We start from the raw sequence: 24,118 nt of genomic DNA on the forward strand, positions 1-24,118 counted from the left end.
TTAGTGCTAGCACATGCAGTCAAAGCAATAGCAATGAAAATTAGATATATTCGCACGAAATCCCTTTGCACATAACATGTTTATAGCGAGCGAATCGCGCGTTTTTCTACCACAGCGTCGCTCGCTTTTCTGAATGACTCATTTGTAACAAACTTCTTAACTAATTGCCATTACTACTAAAAAGCTGTAGTTCTAACTTTTTTCTCAGGACAAAAACGAGCGATTGGGTCGTTTTCATGACTATGCAAGCAATATACTTTGACGAAATAGAAAAGCGGTTTTGAACGGCCGAAGTTCGCTCTTTTGAGTAATTCGCCTAACCACGTCTTGGGGCACAAATGAGTTACATGTAAAAGTTCGGGTTTGGTTGTGAGTTAAACTCGTGAATTCAACGCTACCCTTTCATATAACAAAGGAGCGATGTGATTCGCGCTTGCAGGCCCTGATTTTGTTGTGCAGTGTGTCATCGAGCGAGAGGTAGTCACTTTCCTTTCGGTGTCGTCGCTACCGGGATCAGGTCTATCAATTAACACTACATTGTCAGGTGACTAGGTAACTGCTCCTGCGTGCATCGTCAGGCTAAAGCCTGACCCACAAGGGATGTTTAGTTTTATGTAGGCAAGGCTTTAGCCTTGCAGGTGTTTACGGGAACACCACTTCAAATTGTTCACATACGATGGGCATGTCTTCGCTGGGTGTATAGTCGGTGGCTGCTAACTCGCGGTGATAATAAGGCCAGTGTACCTGATGCCAATATGCCAATGATTGGTCACCCTCTCCCTCTAAAGCCGCGTATTCAGCACTAATTTGGTTGTAAGGAACGATTTCAACTGCAACGGTTTTAACGATACACACAGCCTCCCCTGCGAAGGTGGTGACCACGGCTAAATCCCCCTCTTGAGGCAAAGGCTCTTGATTGGCTTTAAACCACCACAAAGAAGTCGATGTGGCCCTCTTTTTTCCCTGCAAAACCAACTGCGCACATTCATTGGCATCGTGTTCGTTGTCGCAGTAATACCAGCTAGGTAACGCGTGATACGGTAAGTTTTGTTGTGCGAAATAGGCACATTGCATCTTCTCAACACTTTTATCCACCGCCAAATTCCCCAGTAAAAATCAAACTCAGTGCCCATTGTGCAGTGATAGTAATCATACGCAACCAAGTTTTCAATTTAGGCACAATTAACATGCATTTAGCATCAATTATGTGTAGAGTAATACCGTTCGATTTGAAAATAACAACAAACAGAGGTCATTATGAACGGTAAGATTCTAGGTATTATTTTAATTATCGCTGGTGTTGCACTCGTTGCTTGGGGCTATAACGTATATGACGCAATGGAGTCACAGTTAACGCGCTCACTGAATGGCGAAACTCCTATCGAAGCGTGGATTGGCATGATAGGCGGTGCAGTGTGTGTTGCCCTAGGCGTATTTAAGCTTAAATAAGCTGTTTAAATAAGAAAGCCCGCGGTACGCGGGCTTTTTTGTGTCTGGTTGTTTAACGCACGAAAACTTTAAAGCCCCATGCAGGCAGTGCAAGTGATGTATTTGCGTCAATGTCGTGCTTCTCGCCAGACAGAGCATCGCGATACGAGCCAATGAATAATGGCTCCTCAAAGCTCACTGACTGAGCCTTATCAGTGAAGTTAAACACGGCAAATACCTTGTCTTCACCTTTAGCCCGCACAAAGCTCAATACCTCTTTGGGCGCTGAGTTAGGCACATGCACCATACGGCCACCAAATTGCCCATTCCATAGCGCTTCATTTTCATGTTTGATTTTAAACAGAGCTTTATATAAGTCGCCAATTGGATGTGGCTGCCAATCAATAGGATCGCGCTCAAAAAAAGCTAGTCGTCGATCATTACCGGCTTCTTGGCCGTTATACATCATCGGGAAGCCTTCGCCGACCACAGACAAAGCAATAACGGCTTCAAGTGCATCACCGTAATGCTCAAACATGGTGCCTTCCCATGCGTTGGTGTCGTGGTTTGCAACATGGACCATACGATATGCCTCTGCTGGAAATGCACTTTCATTCCATGAGTAATAAATGAAGAGTGCACTTACATCAGCGTGCCCCTCAACAATCTTGCGCATATGTTCAGACCAAGACCATGCATAGGTGATATCAAATGCCTCGGCATGTAAGTCTCGAGATTCCCACTCTGCAAGCATTAGCACAGGTTTGATGGCATCCAGTTCTTTACGAACATGGTTCCAAAAATCAACAGGCACAAATCCGGCCACATCACAGCGATAACCATCAATACCCACTTCCTCAACCCAGTATTTCATAGACTCGGTCATATACTGACGTAGTTCAGGATTGCTATAGTCATAATCAATGATATCTGACCAATCCCACCATGGCGTAGGCCGAAAGTTGCCTTTGTAATCGCGGTCATACCAATCTGGATGCTCATAGCGCGTCCAGTTATCCCAAGCACTATGATTAGCAACCCAGTCAAGAATGACATACATGCCCATTTCATGCGCTTTGTTAACAAAGGCTTTGAGATCATCCAAGGTACCAAACTCAGGATTGACCTTGCGATAGTCTTTTACCGAATACGGGCTGCCTAGCGAGCCTTTGCGATTCTCTTCGCCGATAGGGTGAATGGGCATTAACCAGATAATATCAACGCCTAAATCCTTTAATCGTGGCAGCTGCTTTCTCGCATCCTTCAGCGGTAAATTGGCGGGTGTTTAATTGATACAGCACCGCATTCTTAGACCACTGGGGATGAGTAATCTTTACATAAGACTCTGGATCAAAGGGGTTGATTGCGGTCGTTTTTTGCACACAGCCTATTACAAAAAAACCAACAACTAGTACTAACAAAATTCTCATGTAAACATGCATATAAAAGCCTTTATTAGGAACAAAGAGTTGTCTGAAATATAAACACCAGATGTTGTATGCAACAACTTTCTGCATACGTATTCACTGTTCATTTACATTAAAGGTAGTCCATAAAACGACCCTTTAGCCCGTCAACTATGTACCTTAATAACTGATATATAAATACAAATGACTACCCACGAGCAGCGCTATGTTATTTTTTCACTTTCTGAACAGGTTTACTGTTAATCACGTTTTTACGTGAAGACATCAACAATGCTGCACTTTTGATGAGATTTTTTAAAAATCAGTCAGTCTTATTTCATTATTCGTCAGTGTTTTTTAATTTCAGTTAAGCTTTTCAGTCGCCAGCTGCTTATAGTGGTCTTGACGACAACGATAAAGCCACCTCAACAATGGCCATAAAAACGTCGCCTCTCAAACAATAATTACAACAAGCGAAAGCTGTGGGGAGAACACTATGACACACGCACCTGCATATCAAAACGCTGTGCACAACCAAAAGCCAAATAAGATAATGCGCGCGTTATCGCAGGCGCTCATCACTTCATTTATTGTTGCTCCTTTGTCTTTGCACGCAGCAGAGCAAACAGAGTCAAACAAAGAAGACAAAGATCTCGAAGTGATCACAGTGACCTCGCAAAAGCGGGTGCAAAATATTCTCAAAGTACCGATCACCGTTGGTACCGTATCAGCCGACACTATTGAAGAAACAAGCTCTTTGCTTTTGAGCGACATTGATAAGTTTATTCCCGGCTTTCGCTTTAGCGATGACAGCATGACCCAATCAGGGGTGAGCATGCGTGGTATCTCCAGTCCAAACATTAGTGTTGGTGGTGACCCTTCTTCTGCAACGTTTTACGATGACGTATACATGCCGCGCGCAGCGCAAAATGTGATGTTCTCAGACATGGCGCGCATTGAAGTGCTAAAAGGCCCGCAAGGGACACTGTTTGGCCGTAATGCCGCGATGGGTGTGGTCAATATGGTGCCTAATGCGCCAAATAATGAGTTTGAGGGCTTTGTTAAAGCCATGCTTGGCACGGATAACCTGCAGCGCTATGAAGGCATGATTAACGTGCCGCTTGGCGATAACATTTATGTGCGCGCTAATGTCCTGTCGAACAACCAAGACGGGTTTGTTGATAACCTTGATAACTCTGCTTGGAATGCTGAGCACAAGAAATGGGAAATGGGTGAGCGAGCCCACGACGCTGCGCGCATCTCATTGCTTTGGGACATCAGCGACAACACTAACTTCCAACTTTCTTACGATTGGGATGACCTAGAGCAAGCCCCTGCCATGGCTATTGGTATCAGTGAATACGCATACAATGGCGGCGCTGACTACATGGGCTCAAAGGCCGAAAACGACGTACGCAATGGTGTTGAAGCGCGAGATATGTATGGCGTGACAGCCAAACTAAACCACACCTTCAATAACGAATGGTCAATGAAGTATGTGATGAGTTATCGCGACTGGGAAACGGTTAACCGCCAAGATGAAGATGGCACCAGTGACATTCGCCACTACTTTGATACCTCAAATAATGAAGACTCAAATATTTTCTACACTGAGTTACAGCTTAACTACGTAAGCGACAAAATCAACGCAGTTGCAGGCTTCTCGTACTCAAAAGAAGACGTAAGCCAAACCACAGAACTCAATATGACCACAGATACCTATGCGACTTTGGTAACAGGTGATTTAAACCGCCAGATTGCCGCGCTCACAGGCGGTATGGTGCCAGGTATGGAGCATATGTGGAATGCAGATGAGTGGTCTAACACGCTCAATATGCTTGGCTTAGGCGACGCAATTATGGCGGCCATTGGTATGCCTGGCGTGCCTCTGAGTGCAGATATAGTTAACGCTACAGGCAACTTAACGTACGATATTGTATCGACCCAATTACCGGCACTTGCAAACCCTGGGGTTCCACCACAGTTCTTGCCGGCCTATGTACCAAACCTATTTGGCCCTGAGTATGCGGGACGTTTCTATCAAGAGACCGTGAACAATACTGGTGATTTCACTAACTGGGGCGTATTTGCTGACATCGATTACGCCATTAATGATAAGTGGAATATTATTGCTGGTTTGCGCTACTCCAAAGACAGCAAAGACTTTACTTGGAATACACCAATCAATAACTTTGCCACGGTGCCTATCAACAGCATTGTTGCAATGCAAGGCGGCGCGCAAATTCCTCTCGATAACCTACTTTTCGATGCCGTTGATTATGCTGCATCAGATTCATGGAATAAGCTCACCGGACGATTAGTGTCGAGCTATCAATTCACTGATGACGATATGGTGTTTGCTTCATATTCAACGGGTTATAAATCAGGTGGTTATGATTCTTTGGGCGCGACCGCAGCAGGTGTTCCTGTGGCTTTTGACCCAGAAGATACCACTAACTTTGAAGTAGGTTACAAGGGTATTTGGGCCGACACAGTTGTCGCCAATATCAGCGCGTATTACTTAAGCCTTGAGAACCTACAAAATAGTATTTCATCTAAACGCCCAGGCGATACCACAGCAATTCCGCTCATTATCAGCCTAGATAAAGACATTGCAGGTGCTGAAATTGACTTACGCTGGATGGCAACCAAGAGTCTAACCCTTGGGGTGGTATCAGAAATTCGTTCAACAGATACCAAAACGCCGACCTTCTACAATGGCCAAGGTGACTTAATTGAAGCGCAAAGTCGTTCAGACAACGCGAGCCTCAATTACACTTTAACTCTTGATTGGATGCCAGATTTTGGCGTAGGTACCACGAATGTTCACATGGATTATGCGTTCGTTGAAAATAATAATGGTAACCAAGCGGGCATTGAGAGCTATCGCGCTACTATCTCTGAATACTACAAAGATGTGAAAGATCTTAACGCACGCATTTCGTGGGCTAATGACGCCGATAACCTTGAGATTGGTATCTGGGGCAAAAACCTACTTGATGAGCGCCGTGTAGTGGGGTTTGCCGATCTCACGGCTGATGTCATTGGCACACCGGCTGTGCGTATTAATCGCGGTTTAGAAATGGGTATTGACGTGAAGTACTCGTTCTAAAAAAACCCAGAAGCCAAGTTCCCTGCTTGGCTTCTTTTCTCTTTTGTGTTTCTATGGGGTGTGTTTTGCAGTCCGACCCTTATATCCTTATTTTCATGGCCGATTTTTTCTCTCACTTTGCCCTAGCGCAAGCAACACTGTGCGCGCTGATATTATTCCCGCTCAGAAAACAAAACCCGTCTATCGGTTTATTTATCGCATTAATGGTGTGTGCAAGTGGTTACTTACTTAGCTCCCTTGTAACATCTGCACCTTACTCTCCATTAGACTGGTTGACTAAAGCACTACTCAACGCCCTACCCGGCGTGTTTTGGCTGGTTAGTTTGAGTGTATTTGGCGACCACACACGCTTACATCGCTGGCAATATGTGGTGGCCTCACTCACCATGGTTGTGCCACTGCTAAGCAGCCTTGTTGAAGTCGCGTTTTCAATGACCTTGGCAGACTATGTTGCCATTCATGGCCTCATTAAATATGGCATGCTTGCACTTGAGTTGGTGCTAATTGGCCACGCTTTGGTTATTTCCATCACCTACTGGCGCGACGATTTAGTACAAGAGCGTCGCTACATTCGCGGCGGTGTCATTGCGGTATCGGCACTTTACATCATCGTCGTGATCGCCCTAGAACAAGTGCTCAAAGTGCAATGGCAAGGCTTAAATGTGCTGATCAGCGCGTCGTTAGCAGCCTTATTAACTGCTATTAATGTGCTGTTATTCAAATTGAAAGAATCAAGCTTATTTGAAAAAGTAGTCTTGCGTGAAACAAATGATGAATCCACCAAGGTTGAGCTCTCAAAGCAGTCTCAAGAGGTGGCCAAGGTGATTCAATCTATGGAGCAAGACCAGCTTTATCGCCAAGATGGTATGACCATCTCAGAGCTTGCTAAGCACTTAGCGATTCATGAATACAAATTACGTAATCTAATAAACCAAGAACTTGGCTATCGTAATTTTAATGACTTCTTGAACTACTATCGCATCAAAGAAGTCTCTCAAAGTCTCTCAAGTAGCGAGTTCGATCACCTGCCAGTACTCACCTTGGCACTAGAAAGCGGCTTTAGAAGCCTAAGCTCTTTCAACAAAGCCTTTAAAAACACCCACGGTGTAACGCCTACCGCCTATCGAAAGCAAGCGGGTACCAATTAATAGCCACATGGAATGTTTGGTTTTGTGTAGGCAAGGCTTTAGCCTTGCTCTTTTGGCACAGTGCACCGTCAGGCTCAAGCCTGACCTACAAGAAATGTTTAGCCTTATGTAGGCAAGGCTTTAGCCTTGCTCTTTTGGCACAGTGCACCGTCAGGCTCAAGCCTGACCTACAAGAAATGTTTAGCCTTATGTAGGCAAGGCTTCAGCCTTGCTCTTTGGCATAGTGCATCGTCAAGCTCACGCCTGCCCACATGAAATGTTCGGTTTTGTGTAGGCTAGGCTTTAGCCTTGCGCTTTGGCACAGTGCATCGTCAGGCTCAAGCCTGACCTACAAGAAATGTTCAGTTTTGTGTAGGCAAGGCTTCAGCCTTGCTATTTAGCACAGTGCACCGTCAGGCTTCTAGGTAACTGCTCCTGCGTTACCCTAGTACCGCCGTCCTTGGCGGCAAAGCCTGACCTACAAGAAATGTTCGGTTTTGTGTAGGCAAGGCTTCAGCCTTGCTCTTTGGTATAGTGCATCGTCAGGCTACTAGGTAACTGCTCCTGTGTTGTCAGGCTAAAGCCTGACCTACAAGCCCGCGCTAGAGCTTTTCCTGCACAGCACGCAGTCGCGCTTGTGCATATTGACTGTTTGCATTTAGTACCAAAATACGTTGGTAATACTGCTTTGCCTTTTGATATTGCCCAAGAGACTCATACGCCTCAGCTAAGGCGCTTAAGATATAAGGGTGTTCATTATTGAAAGACAATGCCACTTTATATACCGCAATGGCGTCATGTTCACGCCCTTGAGCGACGAGTGTGCTGCACCATTCGGTCAGGATCTCAAGGTCATACATCACCCCCGTGTCTTCTTGGGCTTGCGTGAACGTCGCCTTGAAGTCATCAAAACCCTGTTGTTCTAGAAGCTGCTCTAAATACGCCATAGGCTGGTAGACTTTTTGTTTGTGTGGTGCGTTGAACCCTTCAATATAGTGAGCAGCAATGTTGTCTACAAATTGAATAGGCAAGGAACCTATTAAGTTCGTTAAGACAATCACAGACACTTTATCGTCTGGGTAATAAATCATGGTGTTCGCGTCAGCGCCACTGGCACTTACGCCTCGGTGGAATTTACGCTGAACCACTTGCCAGCCAAGCGCATAGCCATTTTCTAGATTACTAAACCCTTCTGTGCGGCCATTATTCAAACGTACAGGACGCCACAAGGTATCTAAATCTTTCACGAGCTCGCCTTGCTCCAGCGCAATAATATAGTTAGCCAGTTCTGTCGCTGTGCTACTTAGCCCCGCAGCTGTTTGTAGCATGTATGGGAATTCGCCATAGAAGTTTCGATATTTTCCAGCCCCAAGATGCAGATATTGGCTCGATTGATGAGGCACCACTCGCTCAAGGTAATCAAAGCCTGCATCGGCAGTTTGCACCATATTGGCTGGCGCTAATTGTTGCTCAGTGATAAAAGCTGCAAACCCTTGTGGCATGTATTTATCGATAATTTTACCAAGGATCACATAACCCGTTTGGTTGTAGCGAAAGCGAGCATTAGGGGTGAACTGAAAATCACGTTTTTGTACTTCTTGCCACGATGCTTCGACATCTTTGAGCACAATAGTCTCAAGCGGGTGATTTTGTGAAAGAATATATGGCAAGCCGGTCGTATGGCCCATAAGTTGGTTGATTTTTAGGCTCCGCCATTTGTGTGGTAATCCATCAAGGTGCTGACCAATTTCATCGTCAACACGCAGCAAACCTTGCTCAGCCAGCTGCATGATAGCAACACCTGTAAACGCTTTGGTCATAGAGTTAATTGGAAAAAGGGTCTGCTCTTGCACTGCAACTTGGTGCTGGATATTCGCCACACCGTAATTGCCTTGCTTTACTATTTTGCCATCTTTAACCACCGCAAGTTGCAGCCCAGGAATATACCTTTGCTGCATCACTTCTGTGATGTATTCATCCACGGCGTCGGTTGCTGCCCACACTGAAGTGTTAGATAGCAACAAAGCTGACAACCAAAAGCAAAATCCCAAACGCCTGTTATTCTTCTTGTACATGTTCATTCCATTACTCATACATAATTGCGTGAGCCGCATTCTAATGTAAGCAATGAATTTATGAAAAAGTACTTTGTTTCAAAATGTTATAAATTTTAAACTACCTTACCCATGTACTAATTCAGTAGCAATACGTAACCCACTAGATAAGTATCAAGTGCTGTGATTAATGATTGCTTTAGCGTTAAATTTACCGCATGTTAAACGCTCACAGTGTCATACTATAAATTGTAAGTAAGACCTAGCACGGCAGCTGTACTGTCGTGACGTAACAGCCTAAAGAAGAGATACATGCCAGAATCAAATTTAATAACCCAACTAGGGCAGCGCAAACAGCAACAAAGCGACTTAGTGAAAACCGTCCATGAACATTATGCAGATTATGTGTTTGACTCAGCAGGCTCGGTACCAACCAGTGAAAGTGTGTATTTTCCACTTAAAAACGGGGTGCTCGAAGGGTATTGGTTAGATACCGACGCAGGGGATTATGCCAACCTTGTAGGCAAGGCGCTGTCGAGCATTGATGATTTATACTTTTTTGTATTCACACCCGAGCAGATGCAAGAGTTAGTATTTAATGCAGATGATGACGAAGAGGAATAACTCGCCACATTGTCATCATGGTGGCGTATCGTGACACCTGTGTCACTCATGCTATTAATGATGCTAACTCGTTTACATGGTTAGCAGCCAATTAATAAACTGTCGTGTTTCTATTGCACTATCTAGGCTAACGCGCTTGAGCGCATTGCGGTCTTTAAAAACCACACAAAATTTATTTACAGAGATAGTTGCGATGGGAGGCTGTGCATTTACAACAGCGCCGTTGAATGTTTGGATCATATTGATAACTTTAATTAAGAGTTGTGGGTGTACTGTAAGACAATTAATGAAGGGTAATTCAAGGAGAGAGTATTACGGTAGATAATTAAAAGGTTAGTTAGCACTAACCTTGTATATAAATTTACTATCGATTAGATAGCAACAACATTTGCTGCTTGAGGTCCTTTTTGACCTTGCTCGATATTAAATTTCACTTGCTGACCTTCAGCTAGCGACTTATAGCCTTCAGAAACGATTGAACGAAAATGTACAAACACGTCGCTACCACCCTCACTAGGAGTTAGGAAACCAAAACCTTTATCTTCGTTAAACCACTTTACAACACCAGTTACTGTATTAGACATATATAAAACCTTTTATTAAAAAATAATTGATGAGAAAAATCATCGATATAGCATCAGAAAAACACGTAAAACATTAACCAATAGAGCAAATGTAAATACTAGTTCGACTTAAGATTAATAAAAGAAGAAAGAGAGGTGCATAGTGCAGTAACAGGTAAAGCTTTAATTTTCCAAAGCCAAGGCAGGGTACGCTACATAACGAGCAATGTATATCTTTTTATCAAAATAAGGGGATTTTTATTTATCAAACTATCTATAAAGTCGACGCCTGCTCACAAAATAAGATTTTTTAGCCCTTTAAAATCAAAGCATTAAGTTAATAACATCAATAAAACCAAGCTGTAGAAAGTGCAACCGCCACCGCGAACACTATCACCATAACCTACAATGTGCCGCGACTTTTGCATCGTGCTTTCAGAGAATAGTAACGTGTGAGGGTGGCGCGAATGTCGCCACCACACTGAACCATCAACGAACAAACACCCTATAAAACAGCTGGTGAATACGCTTGCCATAAGGCGGGTAAAGCAATTTGCCAATGTTTAACAGGCCCGCTTTGTGCACTGCTTTCGCTTTAGAGAAAGTCTGAAAGCCTTCAAAACCATGATAATGCCCCATGCCAGAGTGCCCAATGCCACCAAATGGCAAATCAACCTGCGCTAAATGTGTCATGGTGTTATTAATACATACACCACCTGAGTGCGTGGCGTTGATCACTTTGTCATGCTCAGCCTTTTTAGTGCTGAACAAATAGAGCGCTAGAGGTCGCGGCCGTGCATTAATAAAGCCTATTGCCTGCTCAAAGGTGTAATAAGGGATGATCGGTAGCAATGGACCAAATATCTCTTCATTCATCACTCGCGATTGCGTGCTGACATTTTCGATGATCACCGGAGGCATTTTGCGAGTGCCAGCAAAATCCTCACTCGCAGGATTAATGGCGGTGCATTTTGCCCCCATGTCTTCGGCCTCTTGCTGCAAAGCATGTAAGCGCGCTAATTGTTGTTCATTGACGATAGCGCCATAATCATCATTGACTTTAATACTCGGGTACATACGCGCAAACGCGTTTTTGTAGGCCTCAACAAACTCCGCTACTTTGTGCTCAGGACACAAAATATAATCCGGTGCTACACAGGTTTGCCCCGCGTTAAGTGATTTGCCAAAACATACTCTCTCAGCGGCCATGTCGATTTCAACACTGTCACTAATGAGCACTGGCGACTTACCTCCTAACTCCAAGGTCACTGGCGTGAGGTTCTCAGCGGCCGCTTTCATAACCAATTTGCCCACTGCGGTAGAGCCGGTAAAAAACAGATGATCAAAAGGCAGTGCGGTGAAGGCAGTTGAGGTTTCGGCATCCCCTAAGGTAATAGCTACTTTATGCTCGCCAAACACCTGCTCTATCAAGCCTTTCAAACAGCGGTTAAAGACAGGCGTATGCTCAGAGAGCTTTAACATCACACTGTTACCAGCAGTAATAGCCGCTACAAGCGGACTTAAGCTTAAAAATAGCGGGTAATTCCACGGCACCATGATGCCGACTATGCCAAGAGGTTGATATACCACCTTGTTGCTTGCAGGCATAAACACCAGTGTCGTTTTGCGTTTAGACACCCGAGTCCATTTACGAATATTGCTTATGGCGCTGTCGATACACTCAACAAAAGTCAGTAGTTCAGCTAAGCGCGTGTCATCCGCACTGCGATGACTGAAGTCCTCACTGATGGCGGCAATAATGTCACTTTGATGTGCTAGCACAACCTTCTTGAGCAGCTTAAGTTGCGCTACACGCTCGCTGATGGTTGGGTACTTGTTATTGTCAAACGCCGTGCGCTGAGCATCATAAATGCGCTGTAGCTCAGTAACCGGTGTGTATTCGTTTTGCATGTTGTTCATTGGCATTAAAGGCTCTTTCAATGTCGCGGTCAAAAACGAGAACGTGAGAAAATTATACATAAAAGAGCGAGCCAACCACGCATTAATATAGTTGACTCGCTCTGCTCAGGTTGGATCCCTATTTTGTTTGTGCCAATAAATACTCGGCTACCGCCAATCGCGTTTGCTCGTCTAAGTAATTTTGCGGTGGCATTTCTGGATAGTCTTCACGCTTTTTAACTGGGTTGGCAATGAAGTCAGCAATACCTTGAGGGTTATCCATATACAAGGCTTGGATTATCTGAATTGGCGGACCAATCATACGCCCAGTGTAGGTGTGACAGCCTGCACACACTCCGTTGTATACCACTTTACCGCGCTCAGATGGGTCAATGACACGCGCTGGCACAGGCTCATCGAGCAAATAAGTTACAATGTTATGCGTATTGGTAAACTCGCACTCTGCCCATGAGCTTACACCAACAGTGACATAACGATGACGATTAATAATACAGCTGTCGTGTGACTTACCCACCCGCACGATATCCGGTTCGCCCTGCTTCAACTCTGTAAGCATCAAGGCTTTCACTTCATCAATGGTGTCGTAGCCATTGTGATACATCATGTTGTTTAAGATTTTGATGCCATCAGGGTTAGGATCTGACTCAGGATCTGTCGTCACCCCAGGCGCATTGGCATGGTCGGTGATAAGAATGCCGGTGGTTTTGTTGTCTTTAATAATGTTATTTTCAACCACCACATCATCTGATGCCATAATCAAAATCCCCGTGCCCGATGGGATGCTGGCAACCATGGAGCCAGGCGCACCGAAATTGACATGATTGTTGTCGTAAATAAAGTTATTACGGATGATCACATCATAGGTAGTTTTAATCGGCAGGCCCGGAGTGATGAAGGCTAAAATGCCGCCTGCGTTGTTATACACATTGTTATTTTCAACAATCGCGTGGCGCGAGTTTTCAATTTCAATGCCGGCAACGTTGCCAAACACATCGTTATGAGCAACATGAATGTTATCACTCATCCCCACGTAAATAGCGGCATCCTCAATACCAGATATAACGTTGTACTCCACAATGCCATTTTTACCAAGCTGCGGGAAAATACCGTACACGCCTGTGTCTTCAATAATGTTGTTGCGGATTTCAAAGTTGTTACCCGCCTGCCCCATCACGCCATTGCCTTTGTATTTGGTGATAAGGAAGTTTTCAACCACGAAGTTATTGCCTGAATATAAAAATGCATCATTGAGTACGCCTTGGCCATCAAGCGTCGCGCGCTTACCGTCTTTGATCACTCCAATAATACGAATGTCGTCTTTATCGATATACACCGTTTCATGATAGGTGCCAGGCATAACTTGAATAGTGTCACCCGGTTGCGCCCCTTGCACTGCGGCCATAATGCTCTGGCCGTCGTTAACCACATGGGTTTTGCCAGCGTCGGTACGCTGTTTGACCGCCGATTTTTTTGTTGATGTGCTTAACTCAGCGTCCGCTGATTTGTCGTAACCACCACTGTAACTAGCACCTGTGGCACTGTTGGTGATAATTGGTGCCGAATTTTGACTGCTGCCCAGATACACACCCGCGGCAAAGGCACCTGCTGCGATCAGCACACCTATTACTTTCTTTGTCGCCATCTTACTCTCCGCATTATTGATGTTCGTTTATTTTTATTGTTGTGTGCTTAATCAACACGACGCGTGTTACTGCAAAGCACGGTTTTGTGCATACTTTTCGTCTACTACAGCGAGCCCTGACGGCACCTGCCTAGGAATTTGCGGCGTTAAACTCTCATCAGTGAGTGTGCCTAAAAACTCCACTAACAATTGCACCTCTTCATCGGTTAAATTGGGTTCAGAGATATGCCAGTGCAGCAGTAAATCTTGATCGTCAGGGACTGCATTACCGCGACCATCGTTATAAAACTTTACAGCGTCATGCAGGTTGTCATATCGACCAGAGTGCATGTAAGGCGCTGATTGTGTGATATTCCTAAGTGTGGGCACTTTGAATCCGCCACGCAGTTTAGGTGCGTTGTAGGTTTTTTCAGCACCGATATCAAAAGCTAGCCCGTCTGGCTCTGGTGCGCCGATGACGGCTACTTGGTTGTTGGTAAATAATGGCGGCTGGTGACACTCTGCACAGCGCGCAACAAACGAGCGAAATACATTCATACCTCTTATTTCACGTTCATTGAGGGCTTCGTGATAACCATGGGCGTAACGGTCATAACGACTATTTAGTGATATTAACGATGTCTGAAATGCGCTAAGCGCCGTGTAAATCTGCGACAAACCAATGCCATTTTGCGCCAAGAATTGCTCTGGGAATGCAGTTTTAAAAATCGCATTGTATTGTGTGTTGGCGTTTAAGGTGGCAAGCAGGTTCGCAGGAGTGTTGCCCATTTCTTTGGCGTCGAATAGTGGCCCAGTAGCTTGCTCTTCAAGGGTTGTGGCGCGAGCATCCCAAAAGAACTTATCAACAAAAGCAACATTCCACAGGGTCGGCGCAGAGCGAGCCACTTTTTCACCTGTTATACCCACACTGCGATCTTGACCATCGCTAAACCCTTTATCTGGCTGATGGCAACTGGCGCAAGACAGCGAGCCGTCTTTGGACAAAATTGGGTCAAAAAACAAATAACGACCTAGGTCAATTTGTTCTGGCGTAAAGCCGTCGCGGTGTGGCGGCAAGTTAGTGCGGGTACCGCCCAGCCCTTTATTCTGCACTGAGTCATAGAACTGATATTGAGTAAGCAGTTTACATACTCCGTCATCAGTTAATTCAAAACTTGGGGGACAGTGCTGCGACAACGCAAATGATGCATCTGTAGCGACTTCGCCTGTACTTTGCACTGTGCGAGTAACGTTACTGACTTGCTGTGGTGGCATAATGCCAAGCGCTTGCACGCTTTGGTAAGCAAGTATCACCACCACGCTTATCACTAAACCTGCTTTTAGCTTAGTCATCGTGCACTATTCCTGTAGCGAGATGTAATAAAGAATGTCATCAAGCTCTTTACCAGAGGTGGTTTTAGCCATCATCGCCATTTGCCGACCGTATTTGTCATCAGCATGGGTGCCACGCAAGCCGGTGGCAAAGTTACGCATTTGCCGCTTGAGATAATCGTTACTTTGCCCCGCTAAACGTGGTGCATTAAGTGCTTCATTACCTTGTGCCGTGCCGCCATGACAAGCCCCGCACTTACCTTGATAATAACGAGTGCCATTAGTGAGGTCGCCCTTGAGCTGTGCCCCTTGCTGAGCAGGAACTAATTTCGCAAGATAAGCGGCAAGTTCGGGAATATCTTTATCAATACTGAGCGGCTTCATCATCGCCTGCATTTGCTGACCGAGCGTGTCTTGCTCATGGCTGCCACGCATACCTGTTTTAAAGTTGATTAATTGACGACTCAAATAACGCTCTGAAAGACCAGCAAGTGCAGGGGCATTTAATTGCGCATTCCCCTGCGCGGCTGGGCCATGACACGCAGCACACTGTTGGTAGGCCGCAGGCTGTTCTAGCAAAGTAGAATGAGCGTAGGTTGCAGGTGCAATAAGAAAACCACAACAAAGCGACGCTATTACCTTGATGACTGCCCTCATCTTGGTGCAGCTGTGGCGAAAATACAAAGGTGAGATAAAACGAATACAGCTCATAGCTCAGTTCACTTGGTGGTTACGTTAAGTTCACTATATGGAGCTAGGCACAAAATAGCTGACGGATTATAAAAAAAGTCTGACGAATTCTAAAAATTGCTTAACGGAATAATAAAAACGAAAATTTAAACTTAAAAATCAACAGTTTGAACACTTCCGGTTTTTTGTTTCATCCAGAACAAAGTAGTTGTATGAACCTGTGATTTTATTAAATACACAGGAAAAAGCAGTCGATTATTACCAATAAATAGGTAGCAAACATGTCTTAAAGAATGACTAACAAGGTAGGTATTGAGGTAAATATGCGCCACTGCATGCGTGGTGCATAAGGTTCATTAATACTTTGGCGAATGTGAACTATTTGCCCAAGATAGCAAAGGCGTTCACGGCCATACCGGTCGCGCCACGCACGCGCGGCGGATTCATAACCAGAATGAATTCATAGTCTTTTGCTTGTGCCAAAGTGGCACCTAGCGCTTCAAGATTCATGTTTTCAACAATATAAATACCGTTATCTGCCAACAGTATGCGGTGCGCAGGGAAAATAGTGCCAGACTCTGGAACCACCTCATAACTGAGCTGATCCGCGCCCGTTAAAAAGATCCCTTTACTCACCAGCCAGTTTGCCGCTTCTTCACCGGGACCTGGGCGCAAACCCAAGTATTTTTGCTTATCATCGTTAAAAAACTGCCCAAAGCCAGTGCGAATAAGCACAGACATTCCCGCTTCAATAGCCACTTTTTGCGCCTTCGCTGTGGCTTCTAAGTCGTGCGCAGTAATTTCATAACCTGCAGGCAGATGGTCTACGCCTTTATAGCGCGCAACATCGAGTAAAACCGCACGATTGAGTAGCTTTGCTGTTGGGTACTCGTCGATGCCAAGTGACTTTAACCCTCTAGCACCATCAATGTCATCCGTGCTAATTCCACCAAAGGCTTTGCCGTTGTGGCCAATGTGGCCAATCGCATCGATATTCGGTGCACCATGCTGGCCGCTGAAATACATCATATCGGCCGCAAAAGATAGCTGGGGGATCATACCCGCAGTATCTTTGTGGCTATCTAAAGAAGCCATTGAAAATGGTGGGTTAAAACTCAAAAGTGGCGAGTTGTTGTCCCAAACATGATTGAGTTCAATCACCTGTGCTGACATAAGCTGCTTTGCGAGATCGCTGTTATTGGCATATGCATGAGTTGTAAACGCCAATATTGTGCCAAGCAAGGCTGTGCGAATATATTTATTAAATAGGTCCATCTTTCAATCCCTTATCTTATTATTTTAGTGGTGAAGAAGTATAAGGCAATGCGTGCAATATTCGTTGTAATAGCGAAATTTAGGCAGTACATCGATGTAAACATTCCCATCCACCGAGGGTGGACGTCGCGACAAAACCAGCCAACATGATACCGCGAACCTCTGTACTTTCTGCCCAGTGCCAATTTGTGCTACATTTGCGTCGCTTTTTATCCACTCTAGGGCTTATGTTTTCATGCTTGCGATCATTCTTGTGTTCCTCAGCGCCTTTTTGCTATTCCAAGTGCAACCCATTATGGCCAAAATGTTGCTTCCCAGTTTCGGCGGCGGAACCCAAGTATGGACTGCATGCTTGTTGTTTTTTCAAACCTTTTTACTTGCGAGCTATGGTTATGCTCACCTGATCTCAAGCCGCCTCGCGCTGAAAAAGCAATTTTTCGTCCATGGCGCGGTGCTATTGGCTGGCGCGATCAGTCTCCCTATTGGAACTCAACTCCTTGAGTCCAACAGTGACTTCCCGGCATTGGCTGTATTGGCACAGCTGGCACTGGCCGTTGGTTTGCCCTATTTTGCACTGGCAGCAACTGCACCTTTGATGCAAAGCTGGCAAGCCAAAGTGGATAACGAACATGCCTACAAACTCTATAGTTACTCGAACATTGGTTCATTCTTAGCGTTACTCTCATACCCCTTCGCGTTGGAGCCTTGGCTTGGGCTCGAACAACAGTCATGGCTATGGAGTGGCGTATTTATCGCTTTTGCGGCCACCTTTTATGCGTACATGGCACATTTTTACAAACAAGCTGTGCAGTTAGGAACTACTGAGCAAAGTGCCTTTAAAGGTGGCGTGCACAGTAAGTGGTTACTTTGGCTAGCACTGAGCGCTTGTGGTGTTATGGCATTAACTGCTAGCACCAATGCAATGACACAAAACATCGCCCCAGTGCCTTTTCTCTGGATCTTGCCCTTAGCGCTCTACCTGCTTACTTTCGTACTGTGTTTCCACTCACCAAGAGCCTATCATCGACTATTTTGGTTGGCGATATTGGCGGTATCGGCATTTATTGGCTGTTTTTTGTTTTTTATTGGTAGCCAGTTCGACATTGTAAGCCAAGTGATCCTCTATTCTTTGGTGCTATTTGCTGCCTGTATGGTGTGTCATGGTGAGTTAGTAAAGGCAAAACCACACACACAATACCTGACCCAATTTTACTTAATTATGGCGCTCGGCGGCGCTCTAGGTACGGCACTCATTACCTTTGTTGCGCCGCAAGTCTTCACCTTGTATTACGAGTATCCTCTGGCTATCGCCATGGCATTAGTGCTCTTTGCAATGTGCATGTGGCTTGATAATTCAGCCCATGCACGCCAACTGCTTGGCGGGTCTGCTCTAGTGAGTGCCTGTTTAGCAGCAGGATTATTTTTGTGGCTCGATGGGCAATTCAAAAGTAACGATATTGAGCGCTTACGTAACTTCTACGGCTTGTTAACCGTGACCGAGGTAGACATTGATGGACAAACAGAGCGCCGATTGATTGATGGCACCACGACTCACGGCGTGGAGGTGATTGCAGGCCCAGATCAAGGCGAACCGCAAAGTTATTATCGTAGGCAAACCCTTGTTGGGCAGTTGTTAGCAGAGTTGCCAAATGGTTCACAAGTAGGCTTTATTGGCTTAGGTGCGGGCACGCTTGCGGCCTATGGCAAAAGCGAAGACCACTACACCTTTTATGAGCTAAACCCTAATGTACTGGCCACAGCAAAGGCGCAATTTAGTTACCTGAACACGTCGCAGGCGAAGCTTGAGTATTATCTTGGTGATGGACGAGTGACGCTGAGTGAACAATATGCCAAAGGAATGACTAAGCAATTTGATGCCCTCGTGCTCGATGCATTTAGTGGCGACGCCATCCCTATGCACCTGCTGACTCAAGAGGCACTCTCATTGTACTTGAGCCAGCTCAAAGATGACGGCGTACTTGCGGTGCATATCTCCAACACCCATTTAGACCTCACGCCATTGATGCGTGGTTTAGCACAGCAATTTGAGTTGGATATTGTATACGGTGAAACAAAAGCGCAGCAGGAGCATGGCCATGATGTGCGTTGGGTATTGCTTAGTCGCTCAGCGACTAGCCTGAGCCCGTTTATGAGTAGCCGCTCATTATGGCCCAGTAACACAGCCCCATTTGTTTGGCGAGATGACTACAGTAACTTGCTCCAAGCAATGAAATTTATGGGTGAGTAAGACACATAAACACATGAAAAGTATGTAGTTTACCCCCATCAAGTCAAAAGGGTATGACTGTTTGGGAGCAAGAAACATGTGCTGTTTTTAGGATGCGCACGCGCTCCCATTACGAACTTTTTAGGTACAAACAAAAAACGGCCTAGCCCGCTTTTTAGTGTCTAAAGTACTAAAACATCATGTAGTGTACTCAAAAGCTGCAAAAACATTCGCGCTAAAGTTCTCAAAATAGTAATTAACTGCCTACTATCCGCGCAAGAATAACCATCAAGGTTAAAGAAAAATTATCACTCACCGTCAAATCACTAAAAATTCTCTGCCTTGGCAAAAACACACCTAAAACGCACAGATAAAGCGGATAAAAAACGTTACAAATGACAATTTTTATTACATTTTAAGACGTTTTGGGGGTGTCGAACCTGAATATTGTGTGCTAAACATGTTAATGAAATGCTTAATTTGAATTAATTATTTAGTTCAATGTATTACCACGGAATTCCTAACAATAAACGAATGGAAGTTCATTATGACAAACAAAATTAGCAAGTTAGCACTTGTCTCAAGTGCGGTATCCATTGCCCTTTTCAGCGGCAGTAGCGTTGCGGCAACTGACGGTGAAGAGGTAGAGCGCATTGAAGTCACGGGTTCACATATCAAACGCCAAGATATGGAAGGCCCCTCTCCGGTTACATCATTGAGCGAACAAGAAATCGCCAACACAGGTGTAACTGACCTTATTGGTCTATTCACAAAACTCCCTATTTCCGGTCAAGGCACATTCTCTACCCAAGGCAACAGCTCAGATGATACCGCTAACGGTGGTTCGAGTGTTTCGTTGCGTGGTCTAGGTGCAGACTCAACGCTGATCCTAGTAAATGGTCGTCGTGTTTCAGTTTCTCCATTTGCCAAAGGCATTGATACGGCGTTTGTTGATATCAACAACATTCCTCTTTCGGCAATCAAACGTGTTGATATCCTAAAGGATGGCGCATCTGCAACTTATGGTTCTGACGCTATCGCTGGGGTAATCAACGTTGTACTTAAAGATGATTTCGAAGGTGTTGAGATCTCAGGCAAAGTAGGTGGCACCGCAGATGGTGGCGGTGAAGAGCAGAGCATCAGTATGCTTTGGGGCAGTGTTTCAGACAAAACCAAACACACCTTTATCCTAGATTATTACAAGCGTGATGAAGTGCTGTATGCAGATCGTGATTACTCACGTTCAGCAAACCAAGCGGCATTGCGCCCTAACGACCCAGATGCGGTTGATTTTCGCAGTTCATCAGGTATCCCTGGCACAATTGCACTGGCGTCTGATCCGAGCAACCGTATCATCGATACCTTCGGCAATGACGTGTGTCCTGAAGCAGATCGCGACTTAGCGAACAACCTTTGTCGCTACGACTACGCGCCGTATATGAGTATGGTGCCAGCCACTGAGCGCTTCAGTTTCAACTACATGGGTAAGTTTGAAGTGAACGACTCTATGCGTATGTTCACAGAACTAAATGGTCAAAACGCCCGCACCACCACCAAAGGTGCTGGTAGCCCAAGCTTTAACGAGCTATTTATGGCGGGTGATAACCCAAATCATCCATTTGCAGACATACCTACGCACGAGTTCTTTGGTCAAGACTTAACAATGCGCCGCCGTACTGTTGATATTGGTAACCGTAAGAAAGAAACCGATACCGACTACTACCGTGCTATCGTAGGTTTTGAAGGGGAAATTGGCGATTGGTCATGGGAAGTTGCGTATAACTACATCAAGAGTGAGTCCACCGAAATGGGTGTAGATGGCTTCCCTAATAGTCGTCGTGTACAAGAAGCAATCGACAGCGGTTTATGGAACCCGTTCGAACCTTCGAGCAACAGCCAAGAAGCATTAGACTACATCGAGACGACGACTACTCGTATCGGTAAATCTACCAACCGCAGTTTTGATGCAAGCTTCTCTGGTCCAATCATGGAGATGGAACACGGTGAGCTTATGCTTGCTGTAGGTGCAGAGTACCGTGAAGAGACCATCAGCGATAACCCTGATGATCAATACTTACGCGGCGAAGTGTTTGGTACTGAGGCAACTCAGGCTAATGGTTCTCGAGACAACACATCAGTGTTTGCTGAGCTTGCGATTCCTGTACTAGATAACTTAGAAGTTCAATTAGCTGCGCGTCATGAAGACTACAGTGACTTTGGTACCACAACCAACCCTAAAGTGTCTTTCCGTTTTGCAGCGACAGATCAAATGATATTGCGTGGCTCATGGGGTACAGCGTTCCGTGCACCATCGCTACATCAACTTGGCCTAGGTCGTACTGACGAATCTCCTAACCTAGTGGACAGTGTTCGTTGTGCTGCTGTGGGTAACGTAAACAAAGCGTGTGAGCCACAAGAATACACTGCGGTATTTGAAGGTAACCCAGACTTGGGTCCAGAAGAGTCTGAAAGCTATAACTTAGGCTTGATCTATGAGATCAACGACGACCTATCATTCTCAGTTGACTATTACAGCTACGAGATTGAAGACATCATCGACTCTGACACCCAGTTTGTGTTCACTAACTTCGGTGATGATCCAAATGTAGTCGAGCGTCTACCTAGCGCAACACCGGGAGACCCAGGTGAAGTGGTAGTGATTTATGACTCATTCCAAAACATTGGTGACTTAAACACAACCGGTCTTGATATCAATACCCAATATGGCTTGACCACTGACATTGGTGACTTCAACTTCAACTACAACCTAAACTATGTGTTGGAGTATGAAGATCTGCGCCCAGGTGCGGACGGTGGTCAACGTTTGAATACCCAAGAAGGTGACTTTGAGCAACCTGAAGTACGTTGGACCTTAGCAAGCACATGGAGTCAAGACGACATGAGCGCGAGCCTTGCAATCAACTACATTGGTGAGTTTAAAGGCGATGCCGATGCAGGTTTTGGTGACAAGACTATCGACTCGATGACAACGGTAGATGTGACCTACAACTACCTAGGCTTTGACAACACAACCCTAACCCTTGGTGTTACTAACTTGTTCAACGAAGAACCTCCATATAGTCACCATGACTTTATGGGCTTTGTGAACACAACTCACAGTGGCCAAGGTCGTTTTGCTTACGTATCAGCGTCTTACCGCTTTTAATCATTAAGCATAATCTATGTAAAAAGGCGCCATCGGCGCCTTTTTTAATGGTGAACAGAAAACCACCTTGTTTGCCACTGTGTGCATACTACGCGTTGGCAGTTTTGGCCTTCTTATTTTTGGCCAGTCGCTTTGCTCGCTTTATCGCTGATTTTTTAGAAGCCTTCTTCTGGGCTATTTTCAGCACTTGCGCCTCTTTTAACTCTTTGGTAGCGAGTTTGAGACGCTTTTTGGCTTTGTCTGCTGCGCTTTGCGCTTCTTTCGCCTTATCCACCGCTGCTTGAGCTTGTTCGGTGGCTTGTTTGGCAACTTCTGCGGTGCGTTTAACTTCTTTTTTGCTCTTGGCAATGATTTTTTCCAACGAAGCGAGCCTATCTTCCAACTTCGAAATCAATTTCCCCATGTTCATCTCCTTAATTTCGTTGCGTCATCGTCGTTGGCTCTCCCACGATTAGCGGATCAGCGTGGCCAACCACATCATGATCTTTGCCGGGGTAATCCAAGCAACTTAAAAAATGACGCATACAATTGATGCGTCCACGCTTTTTGTCGTCTGAGCGGATCTGTGTCCAAGGCGCGTCTTTTGTATGTGTATGGAACATCATAGCGTCTTTGGCTTGACTGTAATCATGCCATTTTGACAATGAAGCCATATCCACAGGGCTTAGCTTCCATTGCTTTAGGGGATCTTTTTGACGTGATTTAAAGCGCCTAAACTGTTCTTCACGGCTAACTGAGAACCAATATTTAAATAATTTAATACCACTGTTTACCAACATGCGTTCCAACTGTGGAGTTTGACGCATAAACTCCAAGTGCTCTTGGTCATCACAAAACCCCATCACTTTTTCTACGCCAGCACGGTTATACCAAGAGCGGTCAAATAAGATAATCTCTCCCTTTGTTGGTAAATGCTGTATGTATCGCTGGAAGTACCATTGATTACGCTCACGGGCATTGGGCTTCTCCAGCGCGATAACATTAGCCCCTCGCGGATTAAGGTGTTCCATAAAACGCTTAATGGTGCCTCCTTTACCTGCAGCATCACGCCCTTCAAACACGATCACAATTCGCTGATTAGTGTCTTTCTACCCAACCCTGCATTTTCAATAGCTCAATCTGCAGCTCATGCTTTTGACGCTCATACTCCACCACATCCATTTTACGAGAATAGGGGTAATTGCCATCAGCGTTCCACTTTAAACTTGGATTTTTAACACTCAGATCGAATATAAGCTCATCTGATGCGCTGTTATTTAGCGTGCTTGATTTGGGAGCGACGTTGTGTGTCTGCATAGAGACTCCTTGTAAGAAATGAACGAACTTTTGTACCTAAATTAACATTCCAGATCTTTACTATATGCCTTTGAGAGCAACTAAAATTGATCTACATCTAAAAACGGGACACTAAGAGCTGTCCACTTCCCCTAAACTGAGACAGACATAATTGGAGTTTTCTGTAATGATAAATGCAGGAGACGACTATGAAAAAATCACGCTATACAGAATCTCAGATCATCGCAGTATTAAAAGAAGTTGATGCAGGTAGAAAAGTTGAGGAAGTGTGCCGTCA

The 24,118-nt window shown here is 45.1% G+C and carries 19 protein-coding genes and 1 pseudogene; 7 read left to right on the top strand and 13 right to left on the bottom strand.

What is annotated here, in order from left to right; all coding sequences use genetic code 11:
- Positions 1–642: 642 nt before the first annotated feature.
- Entirely contained in the window at positions 643–1,095 is a 453-nt protein-coding gene (locus AAEU32_RS15570) for an ASCH domain-containing protein (RefSeq protein ID WP_421971456.1), read from the bottom strand.
- 162 nt (positions 1,096–1,257) lie between these two features.
- Here AAEU32_RS15570 and AAEU32_RS15575 point away from each other — a divergent pair, with 162 nt between their 5' ends.
- Positions 1,258–1,449: a DUF3185 family protein gene (locus AAEU32_RS15575; RefSeq protein WP_421971457.1), complete on the top strand. Its 192-nt coding sequence runs from the start codon at positions 1,258–1,260 to the stop codon at positions 1,447–1,449.
- A gap of 52 nt (positions 1,450–1,501) precedes the next feature.
- Here AAEU32_RS15575 and AAEU32_RS15580 read toward each other — a convergent pair.
- Positions 1,502–2,858, bottom strand: a pseudogene (locus AAEU32_RS15580) (alpha-amylase family glycosyl hydrolase).
- 472 nt (positions 2,859–3,330) lie between these two features.
- Here AAEU32_RS15580 and AAEU32_RS15585 point away from each other — a divergent pair.
- Both AAEU32_RS15585 and AAEU32_RS15590 read left to right on the top strand, forming a co-directional pair.
- Positions 3,331–5,946 carry a TonB-dependent receptor gene (locus AAEU32_RS15585; protein ID WP_421971458.1) on the top strand — a complete coding sequence of 872 codons (2,616 nt, stop codon included), beginning with the start codon at positions 3,331–3,333 and terminating at the stop codon, positions 5,944–5,946.
- Positions 5,947–6,011: 65 nt separating this feature from the next.
- Positions 6,012–7,094, top strand: a complete 1,083-nt coding sequence (locus AAEU32_RS15590) for an AraC family transcriptional regulator (RefSeq protein WP_421971459.1) — start codon at positions 6,012–6,014, stop codon at positions 7,092–7,094.
- A 581-nt stretch (positions 7,095–7,675) separates the two neighbouring features.
- On the opposite strand, the gene AAEU32_RS15595 is transcribed toward AAEU32_RS15590, so the two are convergent.
- A complete protein-coding gene (locus AAEU32_RS15595; RefSeq protein ID WP_421971460.1) occupies positions 7,676–9,148 on the bottom strand; it encodes a serine hydrolase in 1,473 nt (490 codons plus the stop codon).
- A gap of 291 nt (positions 9,149–9,439) precedes the next feature.
- Between AAEU32_RS15595 and AAEU32_RS15600 the strand changes: the two genes are divergently transcribed.
- On the top strand, positions 9,440–9,751 hold the full coding sequence (locus AAEU32_RS15600; protein ID WP_421971461.1) for a hypothetical protein: 312 nt from the start codon (positions 9,440–9,442) through the stop codon (positions 9,749–9,751).
- Between the two features lie 72 nt (positions 9,752–9,823).
- On the opposite strand, the gene AAEU32_RS15605 is transcribed toward AAEU32_RS15600, so the two are convergent.
- The 7 genes from AAEU32_RS15605 to AAEU32_RS15635 form a co-directional block, all read right to left on the bottom strand.
- A complete protein-coding gene (locus AAEU32_RS15605) occupies positions 9,824–9,991 on the bottom strand; it encodes a hypothetical protein (protein ID WP_421971462.1) in 168 nt (55 codons plus the stop codon).
- Between the two features lie 131 nt (positions 9,992–10,122).
- Complete coding sequence (gene cspE / locus AAEU32_RS15610; RefSeq protein ID WP_421971463.1) at positions 10,123–10,335, bottom strand: transcription antiterminator/RNA stability regulator CspE; 213 nt, start codon at positions 10,333–10,335, stop codon at positions 10,123–10,125.
- Between the two features lie 468 nt (positions 10,336–10,803).
- Positions 10,804–12,240 carry a coniferyl aldehyde dehydrogenase gene (locus AAEU32_RS15615; protein ID WP_421971464.1) on the bottom strand — a complete coding sequence of 479 codons (1,437 nt, stop codon included), beginning with the start codon at positions 12,238–12,240 and terminating at the stop codon, positions 10,804–10,806.
- 112 nt (positions 12,241–12,352) lie between these two features.
- Positions 12,353–13,876, bottom strand: coding sequence for a parallel beta-helix domain-containing protein (locus AAEU32_RS15620; RefSeq protein WP_421971465.1), 1,524 nt, complete (start codon positions 13,874–13,876; stop codon positions 12,353–12,355).
- A gap of 66 nt (positions 13,877–13,942) precedes the next feature.
- Positions 13,943–15,208, bottom strand: coding sequence for a cytochrome-c peroxidase (locus AAEU32_RS15625; RefSeq protein WP_421971466.1), 1,266 nt, complete (start codon positions 15,206–15,208; stop codon positions 13,943–13,945).
- A 6-nt stretch (positions 15,209–15,214) separates the two neighbouring features.
- Complete coding sequence (locus AAEU32_RS15630) at positions 15,215–15,898, bottom strand: c-type cytochrome (RefSeq protein ID WP_421971467.1); 684 nt, start codon at positions 15,896–15,898, stop codon at positions 15,215–15,217.
- A gap of 357 nt (positions 15,899–16,255) precedes the next feature.
- Entirely contained in the window at positions 16,256–17,152 is an 897-nt protein-coding gene (locus AAEU32_RS15635; protein WP_421971468.1) for a cyclase family protein, read from the bottom strand.
- A gap of 235 nt (positions 17,153–17,387) precedes the next feature.
- Here AAEU32_RS15635 and AAEU32_RS15640 point away from each other — a divergent pair, with 235 nt between their 5' ends.
- Positions 17,388–19,400: a fused MFS/spermidine synthase gene (locus AAEU32_RS15640; RefSeq protein ID WP_421971469.1), complete on the top strand. Its 2,013-nt coding sequence runs from the start codon at positions 17,388–17,390 to the stop codon at positions 19,398–19,400.
- Positions 19,401–19,926: 526 nt separating this feature from the next.
- Positions 19,927–22,545: a TonB-dependent receptor plug domain-containing protein gene (locus AAEU32_RS15645; RefSeq protein ID WP_421971470.1), complete on the top strand. Its 2,619-nt coding sequence runs from the start codon at positions 19,927–19,929 to the stop codon at positions 22,543–22,545.
- Between the two features lie 88 nt (positions 22,546–22,633).
- Here the strand turns inward: AAEU32_RS15645 and AAEU32_RS15650 are convergent, their stop codons facing one another.
- From AAEU32_RS15650 to AAEU32_RS15660, 3 genes are read right to left on the bottom strand one after another with little or no spacing between them, the layout of a single operon-like run.
- Entirely contained in the window at positions 22,634–22,948 is a 315-nt protein-coding gene (locus AAEU32_RS15650; protein WP_421971471.1) for a hypothetical protein, read from the bottom strand.
- A gap of 10 nt (positions 22,949–22,958) precedes the next feature.
- Positions 22,959–23,612, bottom strand: coding sequence for a polyphosphate kinase 2 (gene ppk2, locus AAEU32_RS15655; RefSeq protein WP_421971472.1), 654 nt, complete (start codon positions 23,610–23,612; stop codon positions 22,959–22,961).
- Between the two features lie 10 nt (positions 23,613–23,622).
- Entirely contained in the window at positions 23,623–23,841 is a 219-nt protein-coding gene (locus AAEU32_RS15660) for a hypothetical protein (protein ID WP_421971473.1), read from the bottom strand.
- Between the two features lie 188 nt (positions 23,842–24,029).
- Here AAEU32_RS15660 and AAEU32_RS15665 point away from each other — a divergent pair.
- A partial coding sequence (locus AAEU32_RS15665; protein ID WP_421971474.1) for a transposase occupies positions 24,030–24,118 on the top strand: 89 nt, incomplete at its 3' end.

The organism is Pseudoalteromonas maris, from assembly GCF_049257235.1.
Classification (GTDB): domain Bacteria; phylum Pseudomonadota; class Gammaproteobacteria; order Enterobacterales; family Alteromonadaceae; genus Pseudoalteromonas.